Source organism: Peribacillus saganii (assembly GCF_003429095.1).
In the GTDB taxonomy this organism is placed as follows: Bacteria; Bacillota; Bacilli; order Bacillales; family DSM-1321; genus Peribacillus; species Peribacillus saganii.
On record NZ_QVTE01000001.1, the window covers coordinates 92,352 to 117,081 of the forward strand.

At 43.0% G+C, this 24,730-nt stretch carries 20 protein-coding genes, 1 other RNA gene and 1 other annotated feature; of the genes, 18 read left to right on the forward strand and 3 right to left on the reverse strand.

Features of this window, described 5'->3' with window-relative positions; translation table 11 throughout:
* Positions 1–169: 169 nt before the first annotated feature.
* Positions 170–1,912, reverse strand: coding sequence for an SH3 domain-containing protein (locus D0469_RS00445; RefSeq protein WP_117324690.1), 1,743 nt, complete (start codon positions 1,910–1,912; stop codon positions 170–172).
* A gap of 217 nt (positions 1,913–2,129) precedes the next feature.
* Between D0469_RS00445 and D0469_RS21290 the strand changes: the two genes are divergently transcribed.
* The 6 genes from D0469_RS21290 (at position 2,130) to D0469_RS00470 (ending at position 8,037) form a co-directional block, all read left to right on the forward strand.
* Positions 2,130–2,306 carry a hypothetical protein gene (locus D0469_RS21290; RefSeq protein ID WP_199478289.1) on the forward strand — a complete coding sequence of 59 codons (177 nt, stop codon included), beginning with the start codon at positions 2,130–2,132 and terminating at the stop codon, positions 2,304–2,306.
* A gap of 156 nt (positions 2,307–2,462) precedes the next feature.
* Positions 2,463–2,705, forward strand: a binding site (T-box leader).
* A 302-nt stretch (positions 2,706–3,007) separates the two neighbouring features.
* Entirely contained in the window at positions 3,008–4,279 is a 1,272-nt protein-coding gene (gene hisS / locus D0469_RS00450; RefSeq protein WP_117324691.1) for a histidine--tRNA ligase, read from the forward strand.
* Positions 4,280–4,293: 14 nt separating this feature from the next.
* Positions 4,294–6,069 carry an aspartate--tRNA ligase gene (gene aspS / locus D0469_RS00455; RefSeq protein ID WP_117324692.1) on the forward strand — a complete coding sequence of 592 codons (1,776 nt, stop codon included), beginning with the start codon at positions 4,294–4,296 and terminating at the stop codon, positions 6,067–6,069.
* Between the two features lie 62 nt (positions 6,070–6,131).
* A non-coding RNA gene (ssrS, locus tag D0469_RS00460) (6S RNA) lies at positions 6,132–6,319 on the forward strand.
* A gap of 317 nt (positions 6,320–6,636) precedes the next feature.
* Positions 6,637–7,407: a tRNA threonylcarbamoyladenosine dehydratase gene (locus tag D0469_RS00465; protein WP_117324693.1), complete on the forward strand. Its 771-nt coding sequence runs from the start codon at positions 6,637–6,639 to the stop codon at positions 7,405–7,407.
* 162 nt (positions 7,408–7,569) lie between these two features.
* A complete protein-coding gene (locus D0469_RS00470; RefSeq protein ID WP_117324791.1) occupies positions 7,570–8,037 on the forward strand; it encodes a DUF523 domain-containing protein in 468 nt (155 codons plus the stop codon).
* 163 nt (positions 8,038–8,200) lie between these two features.
* Here D0469_RS00470 and D0469_RS00475 read toward each other — a convergent pair whose 3' ends face one another.
* Both D0469_RS00475 and D0469_RS00480 read right to left on the reverse strand, forming a co-directional pair.
* On the reverse strand, positions 8,201–9,376 hold the full coding sequence (locus D0469_RS00475) for an MFS transporter (protein WP_117324694.1): 1,176 nt from the start codon (positions 9,374–9,376) through the stop codon (positions 8,201–8,203).
* A 431-nt stretch (positions 9,377–9,807) separates the two neighbouring features.
* On the reverse strand, positions 9,808–11,094 hold the full coding sequence (locus D0469_RS00480) for a replication-associated recombination protein A (protein WP_117324695.1): 1,287 nt from the start codon (positions 11,092–11,094) through the stop codon (positions 9,808–9,810).
* Positions 11,095–11,377: 283 nt separating this feature from the next.
* Between D0469_RS00480 and cymR the strand changes: the two genes are divergently transcribed.
* The 12 genes from cymR to D0469_RS00540 all read left to right on the forward strand — a co-directional run bounded on the left by cymR (position 11,378) and on the right by D0469_RS00540 (position 24,567).
* Positions 11,378–11,797 (forward strand): cysteine metabolism transcriptional regulator CymR, encoded by a 420-nt coding sequence (gene cymR, locus D0469_RS00485; RefSeq protein ID WP_117324696.1) that lies wholly within the window; start codon positions 11,378–11,380, stop codon positions 11,795–11,797.
* Between the two features lie 44 nt (positions 11,798–11,841).
* The gene (locus D0469_RS00490; protein WP_117324697.1) at positions 11,842–12,987 is read left to right on the forward strand and encodes a cysteine desulfurase family protein; all 1,146 of its coding nucleotides are present in this window, start codon (positions 11,842–11,844) and stop codon (positions 12,985–12,987) included.
* Positions 12,988–13,005: 18 nt separating this feature from the next.
* Positions 13,006–14,121: a tRNA 2-thiouridine(34) synthase MnmA gene (mnmA, locus tag D0469_RS00495; RefSeq protein WP_117324698.1), complete on the forward strand. Its 1,116-nt coding sequence runs from the start codon at positions 13,006–13,008 to the stop codon at positions 14,119–14,121.
* 649 nt (positions 14,122–14,770) lie between these two features.
* Positions 14,771–15,442, forward strand: a complete 672-nt coding sequence (locus D0469_RS00500) for a tetratricopeptide repeat protein (RefSeq protein WP_117324699.1) — start codon at positions 14,771–14,773, stop codon at positions 15,440–15,442.
* 206 nt (positions 15,443–15,648) lie between these two features.
* Entirely contained in the window at positions 15,649–18,042 is a 2,394-nt protein-coding gene (gene recD2, locus D0469_RS00505) for an SF1B family DNA helicase RecD2 (RefSeq protein ID WP_117324700.1), read from the forward strand.
* A gap of 180 nt (positions 18,043–18,222) precedes the next feature.
* Positions 18,223–18,690, forward strand: a complete 468-nt coding sequence (locus D0469_RS00510; RefSeq protein WP_158553312.1) for a PRC-barrel domain-containing protein — start codon at positions 18,223–18,225, stop codon at positions 18,688–18,690.
* A gap of 12 nt (positions 18,691–18,702) precedes the next feature.
* Positions 18,703–18,894, forward strand: a complete 192-nt coding sequence (locus D0469_RS00515; RefSeq protein ID WP_233522901.1) for a hypothetical protein — start codon at positions 18,703–18,705, stop codon at positions 18,892–18,894.
* Positions 18,895–19,275: 381 nt separating this feature from the next.
* Positions 19,276–20,361, forward strand: a complete 1,086-nt coding sequence (locus tag D0469_RS00520; protein ID WP_117324702.1) for an AI-2E family transporter — start codon at positions 19,276–19,278, stop codon at positions 20,359–20,361.
* 490 nt (positions 20,362–20,851) lie between these two features.
* Entirely contained in the window at positions 20,852–23,488 is a 2,637-nt protein-coding gene (gene alaS, locus D0469_RS00525; protein ID WP_117324703.1) for an alanine--tRNA ligase, read from the forward strand.
* Between the two features lie 84 nt (positions 23,489–23,572).
* Positions 23,573–23,842: an IreB family regulatory phosphoprotein gene (locus D0469_RS00530; protein ID WP_117324704.1), complete on the forward strand. Its 270-nt coding sequence runs from the start codon at positions 23,573–23,575 to the stop codon at positions 23,840–23,842.
* Complete coding sequence (ruvX, locus tag D0469_RS00535; protein ID WP_199478291.1) at positions 23,842–24,264, forward strand: Holliday junction resolvase RuvX; 423 nt, start codon at positions 23,842–23,844, stop codon at positions 24,262–24,264. The genes D0469_RS00530 and ruvX overlap by 1 nt, the downstream gene beginning before the upstream one ends.
* Before the next feature lie 12 nt (positions 24,265–24,276).
* Complete coding sequence (locus D0469_RS00540) at positions 24,277–24,567, forward strand: DUF1292 domain-containing protein (protein ID WP_117324705.1); 291 nt, start codon at positions 24,277–24,279, stop codon at positions 24,565–24,567.
* The last annotated feature ends 163 nt before the right edge of the window (positions 24,568–24,730 follow it).

Here is a 24,730-nt window from a genome sequence, read left to right on the forward strand (position 1 = left end):
TATTTGTTTTGGCAGCCAGCAGGGCTTCTAATTCCCGGCCAATGCAAGAGTGATATTTTTAAATAGAAAGGCCACTCTTAACATTCTAGAATGGCCTTTTTTGAACTAGCTCGTAAATAAGTAGCTCCATCAGCAGTGTTTTTGCATCAATATGACGAGATTATCATCTTCACATATTCGCTTTAAAATGTCTGGCGAGCCCGGTAAAGATTGCTCCCGAAACAGTCTCCTGATAACTACTGCTTGTTATCGTCATTTCTTCTGCCGAGTTGCTCAGATATCCTAGTTCAAGCAAGATGGCTTTTCGTTTATTTTCCCGGATTACGTGATAATCCCCGAAACGGTACCCTCTGTCCTTAAGATTGATTTGGGCTGTAAGGGAGTTATGGATATCAGAGGCTAAGTCCTTTTGGAAGGCATGATAGTAATAGGTAGTAACCCCCCTGGCACTTTTATCCTTGGCTCCGTCATAATGGATGCTGATAAAAGCATCAGCTTCACGAAAATGGGAGGTACCCACTCTGGCTGGAAGTGAGGCATACGAATCGCCTTCCCGGGTTAGGATTGCTGTTGCACCCGCTGCGTTCAATTTATCCTGAAGTAAGCGAGCAGTTCTATATGTCAGGTTTTTTTCAAGGGTCCCCATTGTCCCTGTTGTTCCATTATCCCGTCCGCCATGGCCCGGATCAATGACTATTACCTTGTTTGAAAGATACTTTTGTATCCCTGCCTTTTCCAGCTGTGGAGCATCCCCGCTTACAGTTACAATCCAGCCTGCGACATAAGCTGGGCTTCCATCCTCTAGTTTGACTTTATACCAATTGCCATCGAGGGATAGAATTGGGAAGCTTTCACCTGCATTTCCAGAATAAACAATAGGAGAACTGCCTCCGCTGCTGCTTCGGAAGTTTGTGCCATTATGTATTACATGGACTTTGCTATCCTTTAGCTCTATTTTGGATTCTGAAGGTTTTTTATCTGTTTTCTTAAGGTACCAGTCCGCCGCCCAGCCGGTTTCGCCTTTTGCTATCTCTATTTGTACCCAATTGCCTTTCTCTTTTAGGATTGTATATTTTTCGCCTTCATGTATCCTAGCAACAATTCTGCCATCGAGGGAGGGTTCTTTGCGGACTGATAAGGCTGAGGCCGTTACTGTGGCCAGGGTATCTGACTCATTTTTCTTTTTGGAGTCATCGTTATTCTTTATTACTATGTATTCCTCTCTTACCCAGCCTGACTCCCCTTTAAATTCAATTTCTATCCAGTCGCCTTTTTTCGAATAGACCTTTACTTCAGTATTTTTGGCTAGCTTCCCAGCTAAAGTTGAACTTTTTTTAGGCTCTGTCCTGACATTTAACAGTTCAGCTGATATCACTCCTTTTTTGGAGTTGGTTTTCTTTTGCTTTTTTTTCTTTTCATCCTTTACCTTCTTGAAGCTGACAAACTCTGAGGAAACCCAGCCTTCCTTATCCCCGTATTGAATTTTTACCCAGCTTTCATTCTGCTTCATTACCTGAAAGGTTACCCCTTTCTTAAGGGATCCGGTTATTTGAAAATCCATGCCTGGGCCTGATCGAATGCGGAGATTGTCGGTTTCTGCTGTTCCTTCCTTTGTTCTTTCTTCTTTGGATGCATCGTCCTTTTGTACCAGCCAATTGGCTACCCAGCCGGATTGTCCCGCTCCAGAGCTTATTTCAATCCAATCTCCTTGCTGATTGATGACTTCACAGGAGTCCCCTTTTTGCAGCTGCTGAACGATAGGGTAGCTTAAACCCGGTCCCTTTCTGACGTTTACAGTACTGGCTTTCACTATTATTTCCTCATCTGATTCCGCTTTTATTGGAATAGCGGGAGATGTCAGTGAAGATACCAAAAGGAAGGAAACAGCCAATTTGCAGATTGTATTTCTCAAAACTAATGACTCCTTTGTTAAAGATTTGGCTGCAGCCTGTTAGCAATTCTTCTTGATTCGTGAAGTGAAAATGTAGAGGTGAAGAATTGGCGGCATGCATTGCCGCAAAATATTAAATTCTCTATAAGAAAAAAATTCCCTCTTAAATTCTGAAAAAAATCACAGATTAAGGACAGAATAGGAAGTAAGTAACGGTGATTAAGGGAGGGGCACACAAATGCGATTCAGTGAAAAGGGCAATACAATCCACAATGGGCGGCATGATCTCTTTGGTGTGGATTTTCACGATTTCATTCAAAAAGAACAAAGCTCCAATATGGTGGAGCTTGCTTCAGAATTCGGCTTACACGTAAGGGACGTCAGGATGTTGAAGAAACGGCTTGAAAGATCATAATGATAAAGTGATTTTTAGACTGTTTGATTAGGGATTCCGAATTCGGACAAAATATTAAAAATTTCCCAGTATTATGAAGTAATCTGCAGGAATATTTCAGAACAGCCTTGACATTTTTCGGTTCCATCCGTATGATAAAAAAATACATAAATACCTTGATAACCATTGATGGAGAATAGTAACTGGGAAACACATGAAAAGAGAGAAAATGGCACAGGCTGAAACCATCTTCACATGATGACCTAATGAAAGAACACTCCGTAGGCTTCACTCTGAAAAAGCTATAACCACTTTAGTAGGAGATGGACGTATACAGGCGTTAACTGTTTTTGAGCGGAAGCATGTTTTTTTGTGCTTCAACTAGGGTGGCACCACGGGAATATAACTCTCGTCCCTTTGTAATGTATTTTACAAGGGACGAGAGTTTTTTTATTTAAAAAAGATTGTTTAACTCTCTTAACAACTGCAAATATCTAGCTGCAGCGTCCAGCCCCCTCGAATGCTGCGATCAAGACCCATCGCAACCCTGGTCATAAGCCAAGCACTTCGGAAGGCAAAAAGCGCCTTCTTTCAGTACTTGTCTTATACTTGTCGGAGGGCCACAGGATGTGGGTCAGGACGGCGTTGCCACAGGACGTGGCGCACTTAGCCGTTCTTCCTTCAACAGGACGCTTACGCTTTAAAATAAAGGAGGAACATAGATGTCCATTCAAGCTCCGAGAGGTACTCAGGATATCCTTCCTGGACAATCAGAAATATGGCAGTACATTGAAAATACCGCCAGAGAAATATGCAGAAGGTATCAATACCATGAAATCCGTACACCTATATTCGAGAATACGGAACTGTTTTTAAGAGGTGTAGGCGACACGACCGATATCGTGCAGAAGGAAATGTACTCCTTCCAAGACCGTGGCGGACGTGATATCACGTTGAGGCCAGAGGGAACGGCACCAGTTGTGCGTTCCTTTGTCGAGCATAAAATGTTCGGTCTTGCTTCCCAGCCAGTTAAGCTGTTCTATTTCGGACCGATGTTTCGTTATGAGCGGCCACAGGCAGGGCGCTTCCGCCAGTTCGTTCAGTTTGGAATAGAAGCTTTGGGAAGCTCCGATCCTGCCATTGATGCAGAGGTATTGGCATTGGCAATGGATTTATACAAAGGACTTGGCCTGAAAAAATTAAAACTGATCATCAATAGCCTGGGAGATAAGGAGAGCCGGACCAGCCACAGAGAGGCATTAAAGAATCACTTTGAACCAAGAATAGGAGAATTCTGCAGTGACTGCCAGAACCGGCTCGAAAAAAATCCGCTGCGAATCCTGGATTGCAAAAAAGACCGTGACCATGAGTTAATGGCAACGGCACCATCCATCTTGGAATATTTAAACGACGAATCAAAAGTTTATTTTGAAAAAGTTCAAAAGTACTTGACCTCGCTCGGAATTGAGTTTGAAGTAGATCCGACACTAGTTCGCGGTCTTGATTATTATAACCACACGGCCTTTGAAATCATGAGTGATGCGGAAGGCTTTGGAGCTATCACTACTTTGTGCGGCGGCGGACGCTATAATGGGCTGGCCGAAGAAATTGGCGGACCGGAAACGCCTGGAATCGGAATGGCCCTTAGCATTGAGAGATTAATTGCAGCTCTCGGAGCGGAGGGTATAGAGCTTCCGCGGGAGCAGGCAATCGATTGTTATCTTGTATCACTGGGAGACGCAGCAAAGGATTATACAGTCAAACTGGCCTATCAGCTGAGAGGCGCAGGTTTTACCGCTGAAAGAGATTATCTGGATAGAAAGGTTAAGGCGCAGTTCAAGGCGGCGGACCGCTTAAATGCAAGATTTGTAGCCGTTCTCGGAGACGACGAGCTAAGCAATAATAAGATTAACCTTAAAAACATGGAAACGGGTGAGCAGGTAGAAATGAACCTGGAAACCTTTGTAGAAGAATTTAAAAAGACACAACGCTAAGAGGAGGAAATGGAATGTTGGGCAGAACTTATTTCTGTGGCGAAATCACAGAAGCACAAATCGGCGAAAAGGTTACTTTAAAAGGATGGGTACAGAAAAGGCGGGACCTTGGGGGACTGATTTTTATTGACTTAAGAGACCGCACAGGGATTGTACAGGTCGTTTTTAACCCTGATCTGTCAAGTGAAGCACTTGCAATTGCTGAAAAGATCCGCAGCGAGTTTGTACTTGATATCCAAGGATTGGTTGTCGCACGGCAGGAAGGAACGTTTAATCCGAATCTTAAGACTGGCAGAATTGAAATACAGGCACAGGGAGTTACCATCATTAATGAAGCAAAAACACCTCCTTTTGCAATTGACGATAAAACGGAAGTTTCAGAAGATGTCCGGCTTAAATACCGTTACCTGGATTTGCGCCGCCCAATGATGTTTGAAACTTTCCAAATGCGCCATAAAACGACGAAAGCAATCCGTGAATATTTGGACACAGAAGGATTCCTTGATATAGAAACGCCAATTTTAACAAAAAGCACTCCAGAAGGTGCACGTGATTATCTAGTGCCAAGCCGCGTGCATGAAGGGGAATTTTATGCGCTGCCTCAATCACCGCAGCTTTTCAAGCAGATGCTGATGGTATCAGGATTTGAGCGGTATTATCAAATTGCCCGCTGCTTCAGGGATGAAGACTTGCGTGCTGACCGCCAGCCGGAATTTACCCAGATCGATATCGAAACCAGCTTTATGAGCCAGGAAGACATTATGGCCCTTACGGAAAAAATGATGGCAAAAGTTATGAAAGAGGTTAAAGGCATCGAAGTTACACTGCCATTCCCGCGCATGACATATGATGAAGTGATGGGACGCTATGGTTCCGATAAACCTGACACTAGATTTGCGATGGAGCTTACCAATGTCTCAGAATTGGTTAAAGAGAGCGGCTTTAAAGTATTTTCAGGTGCAGTGGAAAGTGGCGGAGAAGTAAAAGCAATAAATGTTAAAGGCGGAGCTGCCGATTACTCCCGTAAAGATATTGATGCTTTAGGCGAATTTGCAGCTGTTTATGGTGCCAAGGGACTTGCGTGGCTGAAGGTAGAAAGTGACGGATTAAAAGGGCCGATTGCCAAATTCTTTGATGAGCAGGAGCAAAAGGCTGTTATGGAAACTCTTGAGGCCGTTGAAGGAGATCTGCTGTTATTTGTTGCTGATAAGAAAAGCGTTGTTGCAGGTGCACTCGGTGCTCTTCGCATCAAGCTTGGCAAAGAAAGAAACCTGATTGACACAAGTAAGTTCAATTTCCTCTGGGTTACAGACTGGCCGCTATTGGAATATGATGAGGATGCAAAGCGTTATTTTGCGGCGCATCACCCATTCACAATGCCAGTAAGAGAAGACCTTGAGAAGCTTGATAGCGATCCGGCAAATGTTAGGGCCCAGGCTTATGACTTGGTTCTAAATGGCTATGAGCTTGGTGGCGGATCATTGCGTATTTATGAACGTGATATACAGGAAAAAATGTTCTCAGTTTTAGGTTTTACAAAGGAAGAAGCAAATGAGCAATTTGGGTTCCTGATGGAGGCATTTGAGTATGGAACACCGCCGCATGGAGGCATCGCCCTTGGACTTGACCGCCTTGTCATGCTGCTGGCAGGACGCACAAATCTAAGAGATACCATTGCATTTCCGAAAACAGCAAGCGCCAGCGACCTGCTGACAGAAGCTCCTGGTGAAGTAAGCCAAGCGCAGCTTGAAGAATTGCATTTAGCTCTAAAATTGAGTGAAAAGGTATAATTTTCCAAAGATAACATCTTGAATCCTGCACCCAAAATATGCTATTATACTTTTAACAAGTAAGAGTCCTGATGTGTTCGTTCTTTAACCTATAAGTTTTGACCGAACACTTATAGTTACGGGAGCTCTTAGTTTCCAGGCTGCGTAAATGCCTCCCTAGCGTTGAGGACTTGCAAATGCAAGGAACAGGGCACCCACCTGCGGAGAGCGGGTTCAAAACAAAGGCATAAACGGCACAATCGGGACTCTTACACCCAATATGAGTATATATTCCTGCACCTCGTGTGCGGGTTTTTTTATGGGGAAAATATATAATAAATGGTATGTAAAAAACCAGTGCCTATAAAATGGGCATACCATTTTTGAAGAATGAAATAAGACCATGACAGGGCAGCACTTCCATGGAAGTCCAATTGCCGTCTTAGGAGGAAACCTAACCCTCTGGAGATCCCCAAAAATGCGCATGCACTATTGCATATAGAATTACTTGGTATAAATATCGGTTTATGATATATTCAGGAATGGGAATTGTAGTAGTACAAAGATTTTTTACTGGAGTTGAAAAAGATGCTTCATCAATTTTCTCGAAATGAACTGGCCATTGGAAAAGAGGGCCTTGATTTACTAAAAAACACTACGGTCGCTATTTTAGGGATTGGCGGGGTAGGCTCCTTCGCTGTTGAAGCTCTTGCAAGGTCAGGGGTTGGAAGACTGATCCTTGTCGATAAAGACGATATTGATATAACAAATGTAAATCGCCAGCTTCCTGCACTTCTGTCAACAGTGGGCCAGTTTAAGGCGGATTTAATGAAGGAACGAATTAGAGACATTAATCCAGATTGTGATGTCATTTCGCTAAAAATGTTTTATACCGAGGAAACATACGAGGAATTTTTCCAATACGGAATTGACTATGTTGTAGATGCCTCTGATACAATTGTGTATAAGATACACCTTATGAAGGAATGCCTGAAACGCAACATCCCGATGATATCAAGCATGGGGGCAGCCAATAAAATGGACCCAACGCGTTTCATGATTAAGGATATATCCAAGACCCATACGGATCCGATTGCAAAAGTAATTCGCACCCGATTAAGAAAAGAAGGCATTACAAAAGGAATTCCAGTTATTTTTTCTGACGAGAGCCCAATTGTTATTCGGGAAGAAGTGCGCAAAGAAGTGGGGAACGATGCCGCTAAAATTCGCAAGGCGAAAATGCCTCCTTCGTCCAATGCATTTGTCCCTTCCGTTGCCGGCCTTATCGCAGCAAGCTGGGTCGTTCGTGAGATTTTGAAAGATATCCGCATTACCCGCGTCAATGAAGAAAATAAGTAATGATGGCAAAACCGCTGTGTTCAGCGGTTTTTTAGATTGTCGGGAAAGTGAATAGACTTAATATTTTTACAGGAATAAAAATTAAAACTAAGATTTAGATATTCCGCTAACGCGACAGTTTTACTTAAGAAGGAAATAATGTTCCAGATTGGGGTGATAAAAATGATTTTAGTAAGTTCATGTTTAGCGGGGTTAGAAGTAAGATATAACGGTACTCATTGTTTAAACCAAAAGATACGTCAAATGTTAGATGAGAACAAAGCAAGAACTGTATGCCCTGAATTGCTTGGTGGTTTTTCAACCCCCAGAGAACCTGCTGAGATAATAGGCGGTGATGGGGGCGATGTCCTTGATGGAAAAGCCAGAGTAATCGAAAAAACGGGTAGAGATGTAACTGAACTATACATAAATGGAGCTTATATTACTCTAAGAAAAGCTCAAGAGCTCAATGCAACCGCAGTGGTGCTAAAGGAATTTAGCCCGTCCTGTGGAAGTTCAAAGATTTATAATGGTGAGTTTCTAGGAAAGAAAATGTCTGGAAATGGGGTTACATCCGCCTTACTTAAAAGAAACGGAATAAGGGTGGTCTCAGAAGAAGGACTAACTGATTTATTCCCAGAGGAAGATTAATTTCTCATTGGGCGCGAGAGAAACAAAGAAAAGTAGATAATTATTTCATGAAGATGTCCCTGACAAAATATTTCTATTTATTAAAGGCGTATTTCGCGTGAAAAAAATAAATTCCAGCAAGCACAAAAAAGGCTTTTCTCCTTTGAGAGAAGAGCCTTTAATGCTATGCCTCCTTTTTCCAAAGAGAAGGCAGATAAATCAAAATTGCGATAAGGACAGAAATAGACGAGCTAATATAGATGGTCAGGTAACCGAATGCGTGGCCAATTTGACCAAAAAAAATCGCACCAACCCCGACTCCCAGGTCAAAGAAGGAAAAGAAAGTGGCGTTGGCCATTCCTTTTCTATTCATGGGCGCATTCTCAATTGACCATGTCTGCAGGGCAGGCTGTAATGATCCGAAGCCTAAACCATAAAGTACTGCCGCTGTATATAGGATAGCACTGTTGGGCATCCAGGCAAGCAGCAGCATGGCAATAAAAATCATCGTTGCACCCGGCAGGAAGAGGAAGCGATGGCCTTTCAGGTCATACAGCTTACCGGCAAAGGTCCGGCTCAGTAATACTGCCATCGCATACAGGAAGAAGTACCATTGGATGCCAGGGATCCCTTTTTCGGCAGTATATAAAGGTAAAAAGGATGCTATGCCACCAAAAGTAACGGTAATGAAAAATAACAATATCGATGGCTTTAAAGCGGTCTTTTCGTAAACATCCCATCTTTTTGGTTTAACCAAAGGTTTTTGGCCTTTGACATAATGAATTCGTGCTGATAAAAGAAAAGCAAATAAGCCCAGTATGGAGCAGATGCCAAAAAATAATGTAAATGAAATAGTGTCTACTAAAAATAGCCCTAGTGAAGGGCCAAAGGCCATCGCCAGACTTCCCGATAAACCATAATAGCCCATTCCTTCGCCGCGTCGTCTCGGAGGGATTAAATCAGTTGCAATTGTTCCCGCAGCAGTTGTGGAAAATCCCCACCCAACTCCCTGTACTAGCCTCATTCCAAATAAAAAAAGCAGGCTGGCCACAAATCCGTAAGAACCTATTGAAATGACAAAAATGCCTAGTCCAAGCAAAAAGACAAAGCCTCGCCCCTTTGTTTCCAGTATCCGTCCTGCATATGGGCGAATGAGAAGAGCAGAGAAGGTAAAAACACCGACAATCATTCCAATTAATTGATCATTTCCTCCAAGGTGCTCCACAAACAGCGGCAATGTTGGCAAAGTCATCTGGAAACCAAGAAAAATAAAAAAGTTGGCCAAACATATCAGTGTAAAATCTCTGGTCCAAATTTTATCTGAGGTATTTGGACCTGTTTTTGCTATTGATTGACTCATAAGGTCCTCCTCTTGGGTTTTATGCATATATTTTACAGCAAATTATTTCGACTTGCTAACTAAATTGTAAAAGACTTCACTCTTTAAGGGAATTTTTAGAAACGGCAGGGAGGACTGTAAATAGTGTCTATCGCGTTAAAATAATCTATACATTTCCTTAACCGAATGAAAACATCCATTTAATTCAATAGTTAATGGTGAACCTTTAATCGAAGGAATGACATTAACCTTAATCACAATGCTTGTTATTTACTTTTTCAGTTTCCATGCTATAGCTTTTCTGGCCTGTGTTTAACGAGATGCGGCAGTTTAAGAGGAAGTTGAATGACTTAGTTAAAACAAAAAAAGCTCACACGAAAAATAACGTGTGAGCTTTTATGCTAAAACTTATGAATACTATACTAATCGCTATGCTTTCGAATGTTATTAAGCTATTTCTTTTTCCTGAACTCTTCCAGCTTCTGATAAATGGCAGCCAAGCGTTTTTCTTCGCCGGCTTCGATTGGACGGTAATATTTGGTGCCTTTTAAGTTGTCAGGAAGGTAATCCTGCTGAACCCAGCCGCCAAACGTTCCAATGGGATAATCATGAGGATATTTGTAGCCAACATGGCCGAGCACCTTTGAGCCTGCATAATGTCCATCTCGAAGGTGTTTTGGTATATCACCGACATGCCCTGTTCGAATATCGTTAATTGCCATATCCAATGCCTTGTAAGCTGAATTTGATTTATAAGATAGGCACATTTCAACGACTGCTACAGAAAGCGGGATTCTTGCTTCCGGTAAGCCAAGGCGCTCACTGGCAGTAACAGCTGCAAGGACATTATTTCCTACAGCTGTATTTGCCAGCCCGATATCCTCATAGGCAATGACCAGCAATCTGCGGTTTACCGCTGTTAAATCACCTGTTTCAAGCAAATGGGCAAGGTAGTAAAGCGCGGCATCAACATCGCTTCCCCTTATGCTTTTTTGAAGGCTTGAAAGCAAATTGTAAAAATTGGAGCCTTTTTTATCCCCGTATACGCCTACATTGCCGATCATGTCGTCAATCGTTTCATCTTCTACAACATATATATTGCCTTCTCTTGAAGAAGAATAAATAATAGATTCAAGCAAGGTTAATGATTTTCTGGCATCGCCATTGGAACCGAATGCAATTTTCGTGATTTGCTCGTCCGAAATCTGCACATTTTCTTGTCCAAGGCCCTTCTTTTCATCATGCAGCGCCCGTGTTAACAGTTCTTTAATATCATCCACCGGCAGGCGCGTTAATTGCTTTATCTGTCCGCAGCGGCTGCGAATCGCCGGGTTGACATCATGAAATGGATTTTCTGTTGTTGCGCCTATTAAAATAATATCCCCACGTTCGACATGAGGCAATAAATAGTCCTGCTGGGCTTTATTAAAGCGGTGTATTTCATCCAAAAACAAAATCACTTTTCCCGTCAGTCTGGTTTCGTCAACCACAGCTTCCACATCCTTTTTTCCGGCAGTGGTCGCGTTAAGAGCAAAAAAAGGAATCTTAGTGGTTCCAGCTATCGCGTACGCAATAGACGTTTTTCCAATGCCAGGCTCCCCATATAAGAGCATGGAAGGGACATAGCCATTTTTTATCATTTTATATAAACTTGTATGTTTACCGATAATTTCTTTTTGGCCGACAATTTCATCAATATTTGTCGGACGCATTCGAAATGCAAGCGGTTCCCCATTCAATCTGATAACCTCCATTACATTACGTCCTTCTATTAATTATATAGAGTTCATACAAAGATTCCAATGAAAGTGCCCTTTAAGTATAACGGGACTAATCAATATTAGTGTCGAGAGTAATGGCTTTTAAATCAATCGGTTTTCTATACTTTATGAAAAAGGTATAATATATGAAGTGGTTACCGTTCTGTGTTATAATTTCAAAACATTTTACTCACACGAATGGATGGAAACGGATAGAAGGGTTGATTATATAAAATAAGCAGGAATTATAGAGGTGCAGTTTATGAAAATCTCGACTAAGGGCCGGTATGGCTTAACAATTATGATTGAGCTGGCACGTAAGCATGGAGAGGGACCGACCTCCCTAAAATTGATTGCCCAAAACAACGATTTATCAGAACACTACCTTGAGCAGCTTATTGCTCCATTACGAAACGCCGGTCTTGTAAAGAGTATAAGAGGTGCATATGGCGGTTATGTCCTGTCAAGGGATCCTGATAAAATAACTTCAGGTGATATTATTCGGGTACTAGAGGGCCCGATTTCTCCTGTTGAGGGAATCGAAGATGAGGAACCGGCTAAAAGAGAGCTCTGGATGCGGATCAGGGACGCCGTTAAGGATGTTTTGGATAATACCACCCTTGAGGATCTGGCAAACTATAAGGATACCGGGGAACATGATTCCTATATGTACTACATTTAAAAGCGGCGATGTGGAAAAACTGTGAATATAAAGAAGGCGATAAAATGGAAAGAATCTATTTAGACCACGCGGCTACTGCACCAATGCATCCCAGGGTTATCGAAACAATGACAGATGCTATGCAATCAGAGTTCGGCAACCCTTCAAGCATTCATTCATATGGGCGAAGTGCACGGCACTTGCTTGATACGGCCAGAAGTGAGATAGCGAGAAGTATTGGAGCTGCCCCAAATGAAATCATTTTTACAAGCGGCGGGACGGAAGCTGATAATATGGCACTCATTGGGATGGCAGAGGCGCTCAAAGATAAGGGCAAGCATATTATTACTACTGAAATAGAACATCATGCTATTCTCAATACATGCCATTTTCTAGAGAAATCCGGATATGAACTAACGTATTTGCCAGTTGATGAAACAGGAATGATATCGTTGGAACAATTGAATTCTGTGTTGCGGGACGATTCAATTCTGGTTTCAATCATGTTCGGAAATAATGAGGTTGGTACTGTGCAGCCGATCCGCGAAATTGGTGCGCTTTTAAAAGAGCATTCAGCTTTTTTTCATACGGATGCTGTGCAGGCATACGGTCTGCTCCCATTTGATGTAAAGCAAATGGGCATTGATCTTCTTTCTGTATCCGCCCATAAAATTAACGGTCCGAAAGGGATAGGGTTTCTTTATGCAGGAAACAATGTTCCAATATTGCCGCGCACATATGGAGGAGAGCAGGAAAGAAAAAGAAGAGCGGGAACAGAAAACGTTCCTGCAATTGCCGGTTTTTCAGAGGCTGTAAAAATTTCTAAAGAATCAATGGCGGAAAAGACTGAACAATATGCAGGATTCAAAAGAATCGTTATTAATATATTTGAACGTGAAGACATTGAATATCAGGTAAACGGAAACGCTGAGTCATGCCTGCCGCACATTCTAAATGTAAGCTTTCCTGGCGCAAATGTGGAGTCAATGCTGGTTAATCTCGATTTAGCTGGAATCGCGGCATCAAGCGGCTCTGCCTGTACGGCCGGTTCAATAGAACCATCCCATGTATTGGTATCCATGTTTGGCAAGGGCTCGGAACGAACCAGAAATTCAATCCGGTTTAGTTTTGGCTTTGGCAATTCTGAACAACAGGTTGAAAAGGCAGCTTTGGAAACAGCAAAGATTGTCAAAAGACTAGTAAATAAATAAGTAAAGAAGGAATAAATAATGAATAAAGCACCGAAAGATACCCGTGTTGTCGTCGGAATGTCAGGAGGCGTTGACTCTTCGGTTGCGGCTTTGCTGTTAAAGCAGCAGGGATATGATGTCGTGGGAATTTTCATGAAAAACTGGGATGACACCGATGAAAACGGAGTATGTACCGCAACGGAAGATTATAATGACGTTATTGCAGTTTGCAATCAAATAGGAATCCCCTATTATGCCGTCAATTTTGAACAACAATATTGGGATAAAGTATTTACCTATTTTCTAGATGAATATAAGGCAGGGAGAACACCGAACCCGGATGTAATGTGCAATAAAGAAATCAAATTCAAGGCATTTCTTGAGCATGCAGTCAGTCTGGGAGCTGACTATCTGGCAACTGGCCACTATGCACAGGTTGAGTTCAGAGACGGTGAGTATAAAATGCTCAGGGGCATCGATGAAAATAAAGATCAAACCTATTTCCTTAATCAGCTTACCCAGGACCAGCTTGAAAAAGTAATGTTTCCTCTGGGCGGGATGGATAAAAGTAAGGTCCGGGAAATTGCAAAGGAAGCCGGGTTAGCCACAGCGGCTAAAAAGGATTCTACAGGTATTTGTTTTATCGGAGAAAGAAACTTTAAGGAATTCCTCAGCAATTATCTGCCTGCGCAGCCTGGCACCATGCAAACTCTTGATGGTGAAGTTAAGGGGAAGCATGACGGCTTAATGTACTATACAATCGGACAGCGGCAGGGCCTTGGAATCGGCGGGAGCGGGGAGCCTTGGTTTGTAGTAGGCAAAGATCTGCAGAAAAATATTCTCTACGTTGGCCAGGGATTTGATAATAATCTCCTCTATTCTGACTCGATTACCGGTGTGAATGTAAGCTGGGTTTCGGATCGTGAAATTCCAGCAGAATTTGAATGCACAGCTAAATTCCGCTATCGTCAGGCAGACAATGAAGTAAAGGTGAAAATTCTTCCGGACAACACTGTGTCCGTCATATTTAAGGAACCGATCCGTGCCATTACCCCTGGACAAGCTGTTGTTTTCTATAATGGTGAAGAATGCTTAGGCGGCGGTACAATTGACGAAATCTTTAAATCTGAGGAAAAGTTAACATATGTTGGGTAACTGGAAAAGCGAAGCTTGAACAGGAATCTGCATGATCAGGAAAAACCTTGCCTTCGATGAATGGAGGCAGGGTTTTCTTAATATAACCGATTATTATTTTAAAATTCAGACTAATGTCTAGCTGCAGCGCCCAGCCCCTCGAATGTTGTGACCAAAGGCCGTCACAACCCTGGTCATAAGCCAATCGCTTCGGAAGGCAAAAAGCGCCTTCTGTCAGCGCTTGTCTTATGCTTGTCGGACTTGCACAGGATGTGCTGGCGTCGACTTTTGGCACAGGACGTGCCAGATCTTAGTCGACGTTCTTTTATGAGGATGTGGGTCAGAACGGCGTTGCCACAGGAAGTGGCGAATTAAGCCGTTCTTCCTCTGAAGCAGGGCGCCTGCGCTTTTCTATGATGTCTAGCTGCAGCGCCCAGCCCCTCGAATGTTGTGACCAAAGGCCGTCACAACCCTGGTCATAAGCCAATCGCTTCGGAAGGCAAAAAGCGCCTTCTATCAGCGCTTGTCTTATGCTTGTCGGAGGCCCACAGGATGTGGGTCAGAACGGCGTTGCCACAGGACGTGGCGAATTTAGCCGTTCTTCCTCTGAAGCAGGGCGCCTGCGCTTTTCTATGATATACTTGCTATTAGAATATGGAGTGTGGTAACGATGGACAAAAATCAAATAGGTATTCAATATATGCAGGAAGGCAAGATAGAGGAAGCTGTTAAAGTGTTCTCAGAGGCCATTGAAGAAAATCCGGTTGATCCGGTAGCTTATATCAATTTTGGCAATGTGTTAAACCACGTTGGTGAAAGCGAAAAGGCGGTTACTTTTTATCAGAAGGCAATAGAAATTGATCCAAATGCAGGAGCTGCTTATTACTCGCTGGGCAATTTGTTTTTTGGCAAAGAAATGTTTAATGATGCAAAGGAAATGTTTGAGAAAGCGATCCAGACCGGTTTGGATACCGGCGACAGCATGTTTATGCTGGGAATGACGTTCCTGCAGCTGGAACAGCCTGTTAAGGCCATGCCTTATTTTCAAAGAAGCGTTGAACTAAACCCCGAAGACTCAGAAGCCAGGTTCCAGTATGCCCTTTGTATTGCCAATGTTGAGCTTTATGATGAATTGATTAAACAGTTAAAACTTGTTATTGAACATGATCCGCAGCATGCAGATGCTTATTACAACCTGGGAGTAGCCGCAGCAGGACATCTGAATGACCCAAAGCAGGCCATAGAATATTTCGAAAAGGCGCTTGAGATTCAGCCGGACCATATCCTGGCGGCAAACGGTAAGAAACTTGTTCAGTCAATGGAAGAAGGTAAGCAAGAGTAAGCCACCGGATAAGCGATTAGAACTTGGGTTCATACCTTGTATTTTACGTGTTTTGTACAGGAATTGAGCTGCTCTGACTTCTATTTGCCGCTTTTTGCTTATTATGTTGGATTTCGATTAAAAAAAGCAGCTTTCAGAATTAATCAGAAACCGCTATATACAAGGCTTGAAAGTATCAATAATTAAAAAAGGAGGGAAGGGAGCCCATGCAGCAGGATCTATTTTCAGAAGAAAAATTGTATATGAAAGGCCGTCATCTCGTAACTATTTTTCATAATGAGCAAAATCTTTATTCTGTAGTCAGAATCCGTGTTGATGATACAAATGTGAACTATGATGAAAAAGAAGCTGTGGTCACAGGCTACTTCCCTCGTATTCACGAACAGGAAACCTATATTTTTTATGGACAAATGAAAGATCACCCTAAATTTGGACTGCAATTCCACGTGGAGCAATTTCGAAAAGATATGCCGCAGTCAAAGGATGGCATTGTTGCCTACTTGTCGAGTGAACTATTTAAGGGTATCGGTAAAAAAACTGCCGAAAGTATCGTTGAAGCGTTGGGAGAAAATTCTATCACCAAGATTTTGGAACAGCCTTCCATATTGGATAGCATCCCCAAGTTAAACCCTGAAAAGGCAAAAAGCCTGTATGATACCCTTATCGAACACCAGGGACTAGAACAGGTAATGATTGCCTTAAACCAGTATGGATTCGGGCCGCAGCTTTCCATGAAAATATACCAATGCTACAAGCAGGATTCACTTGATATTATCCAGAAGAATCCATACAAGCTTGTTGAGGATATTGAAGGGATAGGCTTTGGCCGCGCAGACGAGCTTGGCTTTCAGCTGGGTATTAGCGGCAGCCATCCCGACAGGATAAAGGCAGCATGTTTATACACTTTGGAAACACAGTGCCTTCAGGAAGGGAATGTATATCTTGATGCCGACCAGCTGCTGGAAAGCGTGAAGAAACTGCTCGAGGAAAACAAACGGGACAATATCGAATTTGCTGCAATCTCTGATGAAATAGTTAAATTGGGAGAAGAAGAAAAAATTCAGGTGGAAGAGCGCAGAATCTACCCGCCTTCTCTTTATTTTTCCGAAAAGGGGATCGTAACTCATATAAAGAGGATTCTCTCCCAAACGGAGTATAAGGAACAATTCCCTGAATCTGAGTTTTTGCTTGCCTTGGGGGAGCTTGAAGAAAGAATCGGTGTTGAATATGCACCGGCTCAAAAGGAAGCTATCCAAACAGCTTTAGAATCCCCGATGCTGATTATGACGGGCGGGCCGGGAACCGGAAAGACAACCGTTATCAAAGGAATTGTTGAACTTTACAGTGAGCTGCATGGAGTATCGCTTGATATTAATGATTATAAAAAAGATGAGCCATTTCCTTTTATCCTGGCAGCCCCAACAGGCAGAGCCGCAAAACGCATGGCTGAATCCACTGGACTTCCTGCAGTGACGATACATAGACTCCTTGGCTGGAACGGTTCAGAAGGGTTTTCGCATGATGAGGAAAACCCAATCAGTGGTAAAATAGTGATTATCGATGAAATGTCGATGGTTGACACGTGGCTGGCAAATCAGCTTTTTAAGGCGCTGCCAGACCAAATTCAGGTTATATTGGTAGGGGATGAAGACCAGTTGCCTTCAGTTGGACCAGGCCAGGTTCTGAAGGATCTGCTTGGATCCCAGTGTGTTCCCATCGTAAGTCTTGAGCAAATCTACCGCCAGGCTGAAGGATCCTCAATTATTGAACTGGCCCATGAAATCAAAAATGGCAGGCTGCCGCATGACATTCAAAAGCAGCAGATGGACCGGTCTTTCTTTAGCTGCGGGACATCCCAAATAGCAGAAGTGGTGGAAAAGGTTGTGTTGAATGCCCGGAAAAAAGGCTACACTTCCCGGGATATCCAGGTGCTTGCTCCAATGTATAAAGGGCCTGCAGGGATTGACAGTTTAAATAAAATGCTGCAGGAAATTTTTAATAGCAACCGTGATGGAAAACGAAGGGAATTATCATTTGGTGATGTTACCTATCGGGTAGGAGATAAAGTGCTGCAGCTGATCAATCAGCCCGAAAGCTCCGTATATAACGGAGATATGGGAGAAGTCATTTCTGTGTTATATGCTAAGGAAAACACGGAAAAGCAGGATATGCTGATTGTTTCCTTCGAAGGAATAGAGGTTACCTATACGAGGCAGGATTTATCACAAATTACCCATGCTTTTTGCTGTTCAATCCACAAATCGCAGGGAAGTGAATTTCCGATTGTCATTCTTCCGGTCGTCAAAAGCTATTATCGGATGCTGCGGCGTAACCTTATTTATACAGCGATCACCCGGAGTAAAAGCTTTTTAATTCTTTGTGGAGAAGAAGAAGCATTGCGTATGGGTGTAGAACGGAATAATGAGCTTCAAAGGAGAACCACGCTACAGCAAAAACTGCTGGAGGCATTCCAGGAGAAAACCTTAGATGAAGCTAAGACGGGGGCAGATGTTGACTATCTATCAGAGTTGTTGAAAACTGACCCGATGATAGGCATGGAAAACATCACACCTTATGATTTCATGGGGGAAGCTAAGTAATATTCATTGACACTCCAAAGAAATACCCCCAATCAAGGATGCTGGCCAAAAACAAAAAAGGGACGGTTACGGGCAGGGTGTCCGGGAACCGTCCCTTTTTAATTTTGATGGAAAACGTTACTCATCATGATTTCTTTGGAAAAGCCAAATAATAATACTGTTCAAAAAGGCGGGATTACTTTGAGAGCTTTGTCATTATTAAAGGCTGTTTCTGTTTTTACCGAAAATGGAACGAAACTTGGACAAGTACATGACCTGGCCATAAATGCAAACGGTACTGTTATCGGGCTAATTATTTGCCGGCCGGCCCTATTTCGTTCTTCCATTTTTGTGCCGCTGGAGGACATCCTATGTTTTGGGCGGGATGAAGTGATGATTGCGGAAAAGGCTGGGAGGGGCAACAAATTCACTGGTTATACATTGTACAGCCATGAGCCTATAGCCGGTAAAATACTGCTTTCCAATTCAGGTGAAGAACTTGGCTTGCTCCATGATGTATATTTTGATGAAAAACAGGGCACAATCGTAGCATATGAAGCGTCAGACGGTTTTTTTGCTGATATATCGGTAGGGACAAAAGTGATTCAAACTTCTTGCCCGCCCATTTTCGGAAAGGATGCCGTTGTGATATCTGTCTATGATCAGTGAGGTGGCCCTTTCATGGAAATGACATGTCCCAATTGTCGAAGCAAGGATATCGGAAAAATAGGTGTAAATCAGTACTATTGCTGGAGCTGTTTTATTGAATTATCTACATCAAACGGTTTGATTCATACCCATCAAGTTGAAGAAGATGGAACCCTGAGTTCCCTCGATGATTTATTTGATGAACAAGACCGCAGGCTAGGTTAAGTAGAGCCTTTAAGCAGCAGAAACGAAGTGCAGTCACAGGGCCAAGCCACGTGTGCTGCACTTTTTTATTACCCCAAAAAAAATAATATAGCGAAAACAGTAGATCTATCAGTTCCTCCATAACCCCCAGTCCCAATGCACAGAACGCTATCACAGTATTGCATCGGCACGAAACAATGGCTAGCTGGCGATGCGCAAAGAAAGTGACAGAATCGACGTTCCAATTTAACAATGTGGTTTCAACGGTGTTCTCAGGACGAAGATTTAACCTGGGTTAAGCTACAACAGTGCGATTTTGAGTCTTTTTTCTCATACCATCGGGCTTCGCTTTTAAGTATGAAACAATGCTTTTCCACGAACACTAAATTTGAGGTGAAATTCGTGGATGTAAGACTTAAATGGTATTACAGGCTTGGTTTTTTACTGCTATTGTTTATCGTTGCCTACATTTTTATAAAACTTAAACCGCTCTGGCTGCCTGTACTAGATACCCTTGTATCTGTTCTGATCCCATTTCTTGCGGCAGCTTTTATATCGTATCTTTTGCATCCAGTCGTAGAGGTCCTTCACGACAAGGGTGTCAAAAGATGGCTGGCCATAACAATTATTTACATTTTGTTTTTTGGCGGACTGGGATTGGCCATATACAAAGGCATACCTGCAATAGTAGAACAGATTCGAGAGCTGTCTGACAGTGCTCCAAGAGTCGCCGAGCAGTATAGAGGCTGGCTCAAAAAACTTGATCATAAAACCTCTCATTGGCCGTTCGGACTTCATGAAAGGCTGGAGGAAGGTATTGAAATGATTGAAACAAGTCTTAATGGCCTGCTTTCCAACGCAGTTATGTATGCCATGCAATTGTTTAATTTTATTGTATATTTTGCACTCATACCTTTGATTGCTTTTTATATTCTGAAAGATATTGAAGCAATAAAAAAGATGTTTTGGTATTTGACTCCTCGCACCTGGAGGAGCCAGAGTAAAGCATTTATTAGGGATGTAGATGCATCCCTCGGCGGGTATATTCGGGGCCAGCTGACTGTTTGTGTGATAATCGGAGGCCTTTCATCCTTGCTGTTTTGGATTTTTGATATGAAATATCCTTTACTGCTCGGCATCATTATTGGCATAACAAATGTTATCCCATATTTCGGGCCTTTCTTCGGCGCAATTCCGGCAGTGGCAATCGGGGCAACCTATTCCCCTAAAATGGTTTTAATTGTAATAGTCATCATTTTCGTACTCCAATTTTTGGAAGGGAACATTCTATCACCTCTGATAGTCGGGAAGAGCTTGCATATGCACCCATTATTCATCATGTTTGCCCTGCTGACCGGCGGGAAAGTGGGAGGGGTCATCGGGATGATTACTGCAGTTCCGATGTTGGCAATCGTGAAGGTTGCCTTGCTTCACTCCAGAATCCACTTCCTGAAGCTTAAATCACCAAAAGATCTGGTGCGAGAATAAAGAAATCCTTTTTATAAGTTTCCTTCCATAGTAAGAGAGTATAACTTGTATAGCGAGTACGAGATGTCCAGCTGCCCTTAGCCCTTCTTCCTTAAGCAGGGCACTTGCGCTTTTCTCAAGGCCGATCGTTATTGACAAAATCTATTGATGTGAATATAATCCTTTACATAGAATGATTCTAATATTGAATTCGAAGAAGGAACAAGTACACTGCAGACCATCTGAGTGCGAAACGGCACTATAGAGAGGGATTTCCAAGGCTGAAAGAAATTCCAGATGAAGGGCAGAGGAAAGCTAGTCCGGAGTGCAGCTAATCACTGCCGTTCGCCGCGTTAAGGCAATGCTAAGGTGATGGGTGTCGTAAGTCTTTGATACCCATAATCAGGGTGGTACCGCGAGACAACTCCTCGTCCCTGTTTTTGGGACGGGGATTTTTTGTGCTCAAAAACGGTAAGTATACGGCAATTGCCTGAAAATAAGGAGGATTTACATGAAAAAGTTAACAGGATCACAGATACGCCAAATGTACTTAGACTTTTTTAAGGAAAAAGGCCACACAGTGGAGCCAAGTGCTCCGCTTGTGCCGCATGATGATCCGTCATTGTTATGGATCAATTCAGGTGTTGCTACGCTGAAGAAGTATTTCGACGGTCGTGTTATTCCGGAGAACCCTCGGATTACAAACGCACAGAAAGCTATCCGTACCAATGATATTGAAAATGTTGGAAAGACAGCTCGCCATCATACTTTCTTTGAAATGCTTGGAAATTTCTCCATTGGGGAATATTTTAAGGAAGAAGCCATCACTTGGGCGTGGGAGTTCCTTACCGATGAAAAATGGATCGGCTTTAACCCGGAAAAATTGTCAGTAACCATCCACCCAGAGGATGAAGAAGCATTTGAATTATGGAATAAAAAAATCGGCATCCCAGCTGGAAGAATTATCCGTCTGGAAGAAAACTTCTGGGATATTGGTGAAGGCCCGAGCGGACCTAACACGGAAATTTTCTATGATCGAGGACCTGAATTTGGTGATGATCCTAGCGACCAGGAGCTATATCCAGGTGGAGAGAACGAGCGTTACCTTGAAGTATGGAACCTTGTTTTTTCACAATTTAACCATAATCCCGATGGCTCTTATACTCCTCTGCCAAAGAAAAACATTGATACTGGAATGGGTCTTGAGCGTATGGCTTCTGTTATTCAGGAAGTTCCTACAAACTTTGATACAGATTTATTTATGCCAATCATTGCAGCGACTGAACAAATTGCTGGCATGAGCTATGGTGAAGATAAAGAACGAGATACTGCTTTTAAAGTAATTGCTGACCACATCCGCACAGTAACTTTCGCGGTGGGTGATGGAGCACTTCCATCAAATGAAGGTCGCGGCTATGTACTGCGCAGACTGCTTCGTCGTGCTGTAAGATACGCTAAACATATCGGAATAAACCGCCCGTTTATGTTTGAGCTTGTGCCTGTCGTCGGTGAGATCATGCATGAATTTTATCCGGAAGTACGTGAAAAAGGTGATTTCATTGCTAAAGTAGTTAAGAATGAAGAAGAACGTTTCCACGAAACACTGAATGACGGCCTTTCCATTCTTGCTGAAGTTATTCGCAAGGAAAAGGAAAAGGGTAGCAGCACGATCCAGGGGGCAGATGTATTCAGACTTTACGACACATATGGCTTCCCGGTTGAGTTAACGGAAGAATATGCTGAAGAAGAAGCTATGAGCGTGGACCATGAAGGGTTTGAACGTGAAATGGAAGCACAGCGGGTACGGGCCCGTGCTGCACGCCAGGATGTGGATTCCATGCAAATTCAGGGCGGTGTCCTAGGAGACGTGAAGGTAGAAAGCAAGTTTGTGGGATATAACGTGCTGGAAGCAAAGGGAACAGTGGCTGCTATTATTAAAAATGGAGAGTTAGCTGATGAAGCAACCGAGGGTGAAGAGGTACAGGTTATTCTGAGTGAAACTCCATTTTATGCAGAAAGTGGCGGACAGGTAGCCGATAAGGGAATCATGGTCAGCGAAGCTGTTAAGGTGTCAGTAAAGGACGTCCAAAAAGCTCCAAACGGACAAAACCTCCATAGGGTAACGGTAGAAGCCGGCACTCTTAAACAAGATGCTGCAGTAGTTTCCATCGTGGATAACGAATCAAGAAGCCAAATTATCAAAAATCATACAGCTACACACTTGCTTCATCAAGCTCTAAAGGATGTACTTGGAGATCATGTTAACCAAGCCGGTTCACAGGTAGCTCCTGACCGTTTGCGCTTTGACTTCTCCCACTTTGGACAAGTTAAACCGGACGAGCTTGAAAAAATCGAGGAAATCGTTAATGAAAAGATCTGGCAAAGCATTGGGGTAAATATAGAAAACAAAAAACTCGCAGAAGCAAAAGCAATGGGAGCTATGGCATTGTTTGGCGAAAAGTACGGTGAGATCGTACGGGTCGTTCAGGTTGGAGATTACAGCCTTGAGCTTTGCGGAGGATGCCATGTACCAAACACGGCTGTAATCGGCTTATTCAAAATAGTTTCAGAAACTGGTATCGGTGCAGGAACACGAAGAATTGAAGCTGTAACCGGATCTGCAGCATACAAGCAGCTTACTGATCAAATCGGAATTCTCAAGGAGGCTGCCGCTAAACTGAAGGCAAATCCGAAAGATCTGCCTGAAAGAGTAGAAACGATCCTTGCTGATATGAAAGAATTGCAGCGCGAAAACGAATCACTATCTGCAAAGCTTAACAATATTGAAGCATCAGGACTTGTCCATAATGCCCGCGAAATCGGCAGTGTAAAGGTCCTTGCAGCAAAAGTCCAGGCTGCAGATATGAACAGCCTGCGCAGCATGGCGGATGATTTAAAACAAAAACTTGGTTCTGCTATCATCCTGTTAGGTTCTGTTCAGGGAGAAAAAGTCAACCTCATAGCAGCCGTAACTAAGGATTATATCGAGCAGGGCTACCATGCTGGCAAGCTCATCAAAGAAGTGGCGTCACGCTGCGGCGGAGGCGGAGGCGGACGTCCAGACATGGCTCAAGCCGGAGGAAAAGATCCAGAGAAATTGGATAACGCTCTAGGATTTGTTGAGGAATGGGTTAAATCCATTTCATAATCTAAAAGAAATGTTGTACAATAAGTGTAATAATTGGAATCCGTTCACTAGATCAGTGAATGAGAGAAAAGAGGTGCACGACGAATGAGTTCCTTTGATAAAACAATGCAGTTCAACTTTTCTGAAGAGCCTTTTGAAAGAGATGTAGAGGATGTCTTGTTTCAAGTCTACCAGGCTCTTCAGGAAAAAGGGTATAATCCAATCAATCAAATAGTGGGTTATTTGCTTTCCGGAGATCCTGCTTATATTCCCAGACACCAGGACGCGAGAAATATTATCCGCAAACTGGAGCGGGATGAAATTATTGAGGAATTAGTCAAATCGTATTTAAAGCACCGTCGTGAGGAACGTTAATGCGCGTAATGGGACTAGATTTAGGATCAAAAACAATCGGCGTCGCAGTTAGTGATGCGATGGGCTGGACGGCCCAGGGAATAGAAACGATAAAAATTGATGAAGCAAAAAATGAATTCGGCTTTAACCGTCTGGGGAAAATTATTAATGAGCATGAAGTTTCCAAAATCGTTTTGGGCCTGCCTAAGAATATGAATGGCACTCTGGGCCCACGGGCAGAGATAAGCCAGACATTCGCCAGCAAGCTGGAAAAGAAGTACAAGCTCCCCGTAATCCTCTGGGATGAAAGGCTGACAACGATGGCGGCAGAACGTGTGCTGCTGGAAGCCGATATGAGTCGGGGAAAAAGAAAAAAAGTAATTGATAAAATGGCAGCTGTCATGATCCTTCAGGGATACTTGGACAGCCAAACTAAATCTTAAGAGGTGACTGAAATGGAACACGGAGAAAACAATATTACAATCGTAGATGAAAATGGAAACGAGCAGTTATGTGAGGTCCTTTTCACATTTGACTCAGATAAATTCAATAAATCATATGTGCTTTACTATCCGATTTCTTCAGATGATGACGACGAAGAAATAGAGATTCACGCATCCTCATTCGTACCAAGCGAAGACAACCAGGACGGCGAGCTTTCACCGATCGAAACCGAAGAAGAATGGGATATGATTGAAGAAATGCTTAACACATACCTTGACAACGAAGAAGAAGACGATCAATAATCACGTGCAGAACAGTCTCCCTTGGGAGGCTGTTTTCTTTATTAAATAAGAAATATGTCGAGTTCCAGCGCCCAGCTCCGACGCACTGGACGTGCTAGTGCCGACGTCGCCACAGGACAAGGAATGCTTCGGCAGAGGTACATCGCACGAAACAAAGCGACAG

Bases quoted from the DNA above. Each gene is read 5' to 3' on its own strand.
- D0469_RS00530 (WP_117324704.1), top strand. From the start codon at position 23,573: ATGAGTTCCTTTGATAAAACAATGCAGTTCAACTTTTCTGAAGAGCCT.
- hisS (WP_117324691.1), top strand. From the start codon at position 3,008: ATGTCCATTCAAGCTCCGAGAGGTACTCAGGATATCCTTCCTGGACAA.
- D0469_RS00470 (WP_117324791.1), top strand. From the start codon at position 7,570: ATGATTTTAGTAAGTTCATGTTTAGCGGGGTTAGAAGTAAGATATAAC.
- D0469_RS00465 (WP_117324693.1), top strand. From the start codon at position 6,637: ATGCTTCATCAATTTTCTCGAAATGAACTGGCCATTGGAAAAGAGGGC.
- aspS (WP_117324692.1), top strand. From the start codon at position 4,294: ATGTTGGGCAGAACTTATTTCTGTGGCGAAATCACAGAAGCACAAATC.
- ruvX (WP_199478291.1), top strand. From the start codon at position 23,842: ATGCGCGTAATGGGACTAGATTTAGGATCAAAAACAATCGGCGTCGCA.
- D0469_RS00515 (WP_233522901.1), top strand. From the start codon at position 18,703: ATGGAAATGACATGTCCCAATTGTCGAAGCAAGGATATCGGAAAAATA.
- D0469_RS21290 (WP_199478289.1), top strand. From the start codon at position 2,130: ATGCGATTCAGTGAAAAGGGCAATACAATCCACAATGGGCGGCATGAT.
- D0469_RS00490 (WP_117324697.1), top strand. From the start codon at position 11,842: ATGGAAAGAATCTATTTAGACCACGCGGCTACTGCACCAATGCATCCC.
- D0469_RS00475 (WP_117324694.1), bottom strand. From the start codon at position 9,376: ATGAGTCAATCAATAGCAAAAACAGGTCCAAATACCTCAGATAAAATT.
- D0469_RS00500 (WP_117324699.1), top strand. From the start codon at position 14,771: ATGGACAAAAATCAAATAGGTATTCAATATATGCAGGAAGGCAAGATA.
- D0469_RS00540 (WP_117324705.1), top strand. From the start codon at position 24,277: ATGGAACACGGAGAAAACAATATTACAATCGTAGATGAAAATGGAAAC.
- mnmA (WP_117324698.1), top strand. From the start codon at position 13,006: ATGAATAAAGCACCGAAAGATACCCGTGTTGTCGTCGGAATGTCAGGA.
- cymR (WP_117324696.1), top strand. From the start codon at position 11,378: ATGAAAATCTCGACTAAGGGCCGGTATGGCTTAACAATTATGATTGAG.
- recD2 (WP_117324700.1), top strand. From the start codon at position 15,649: ATGCAGCAGGATCTATTTTCAGAAGAAAAATTGTATATGAAAGGCCGT.
- alaS (WP_117324703.1), top strand. From the start codon at position 20,852: ATGAAAAAGTTAACAGGATCACAGATACGCCAAATGTACTTAGACTTT.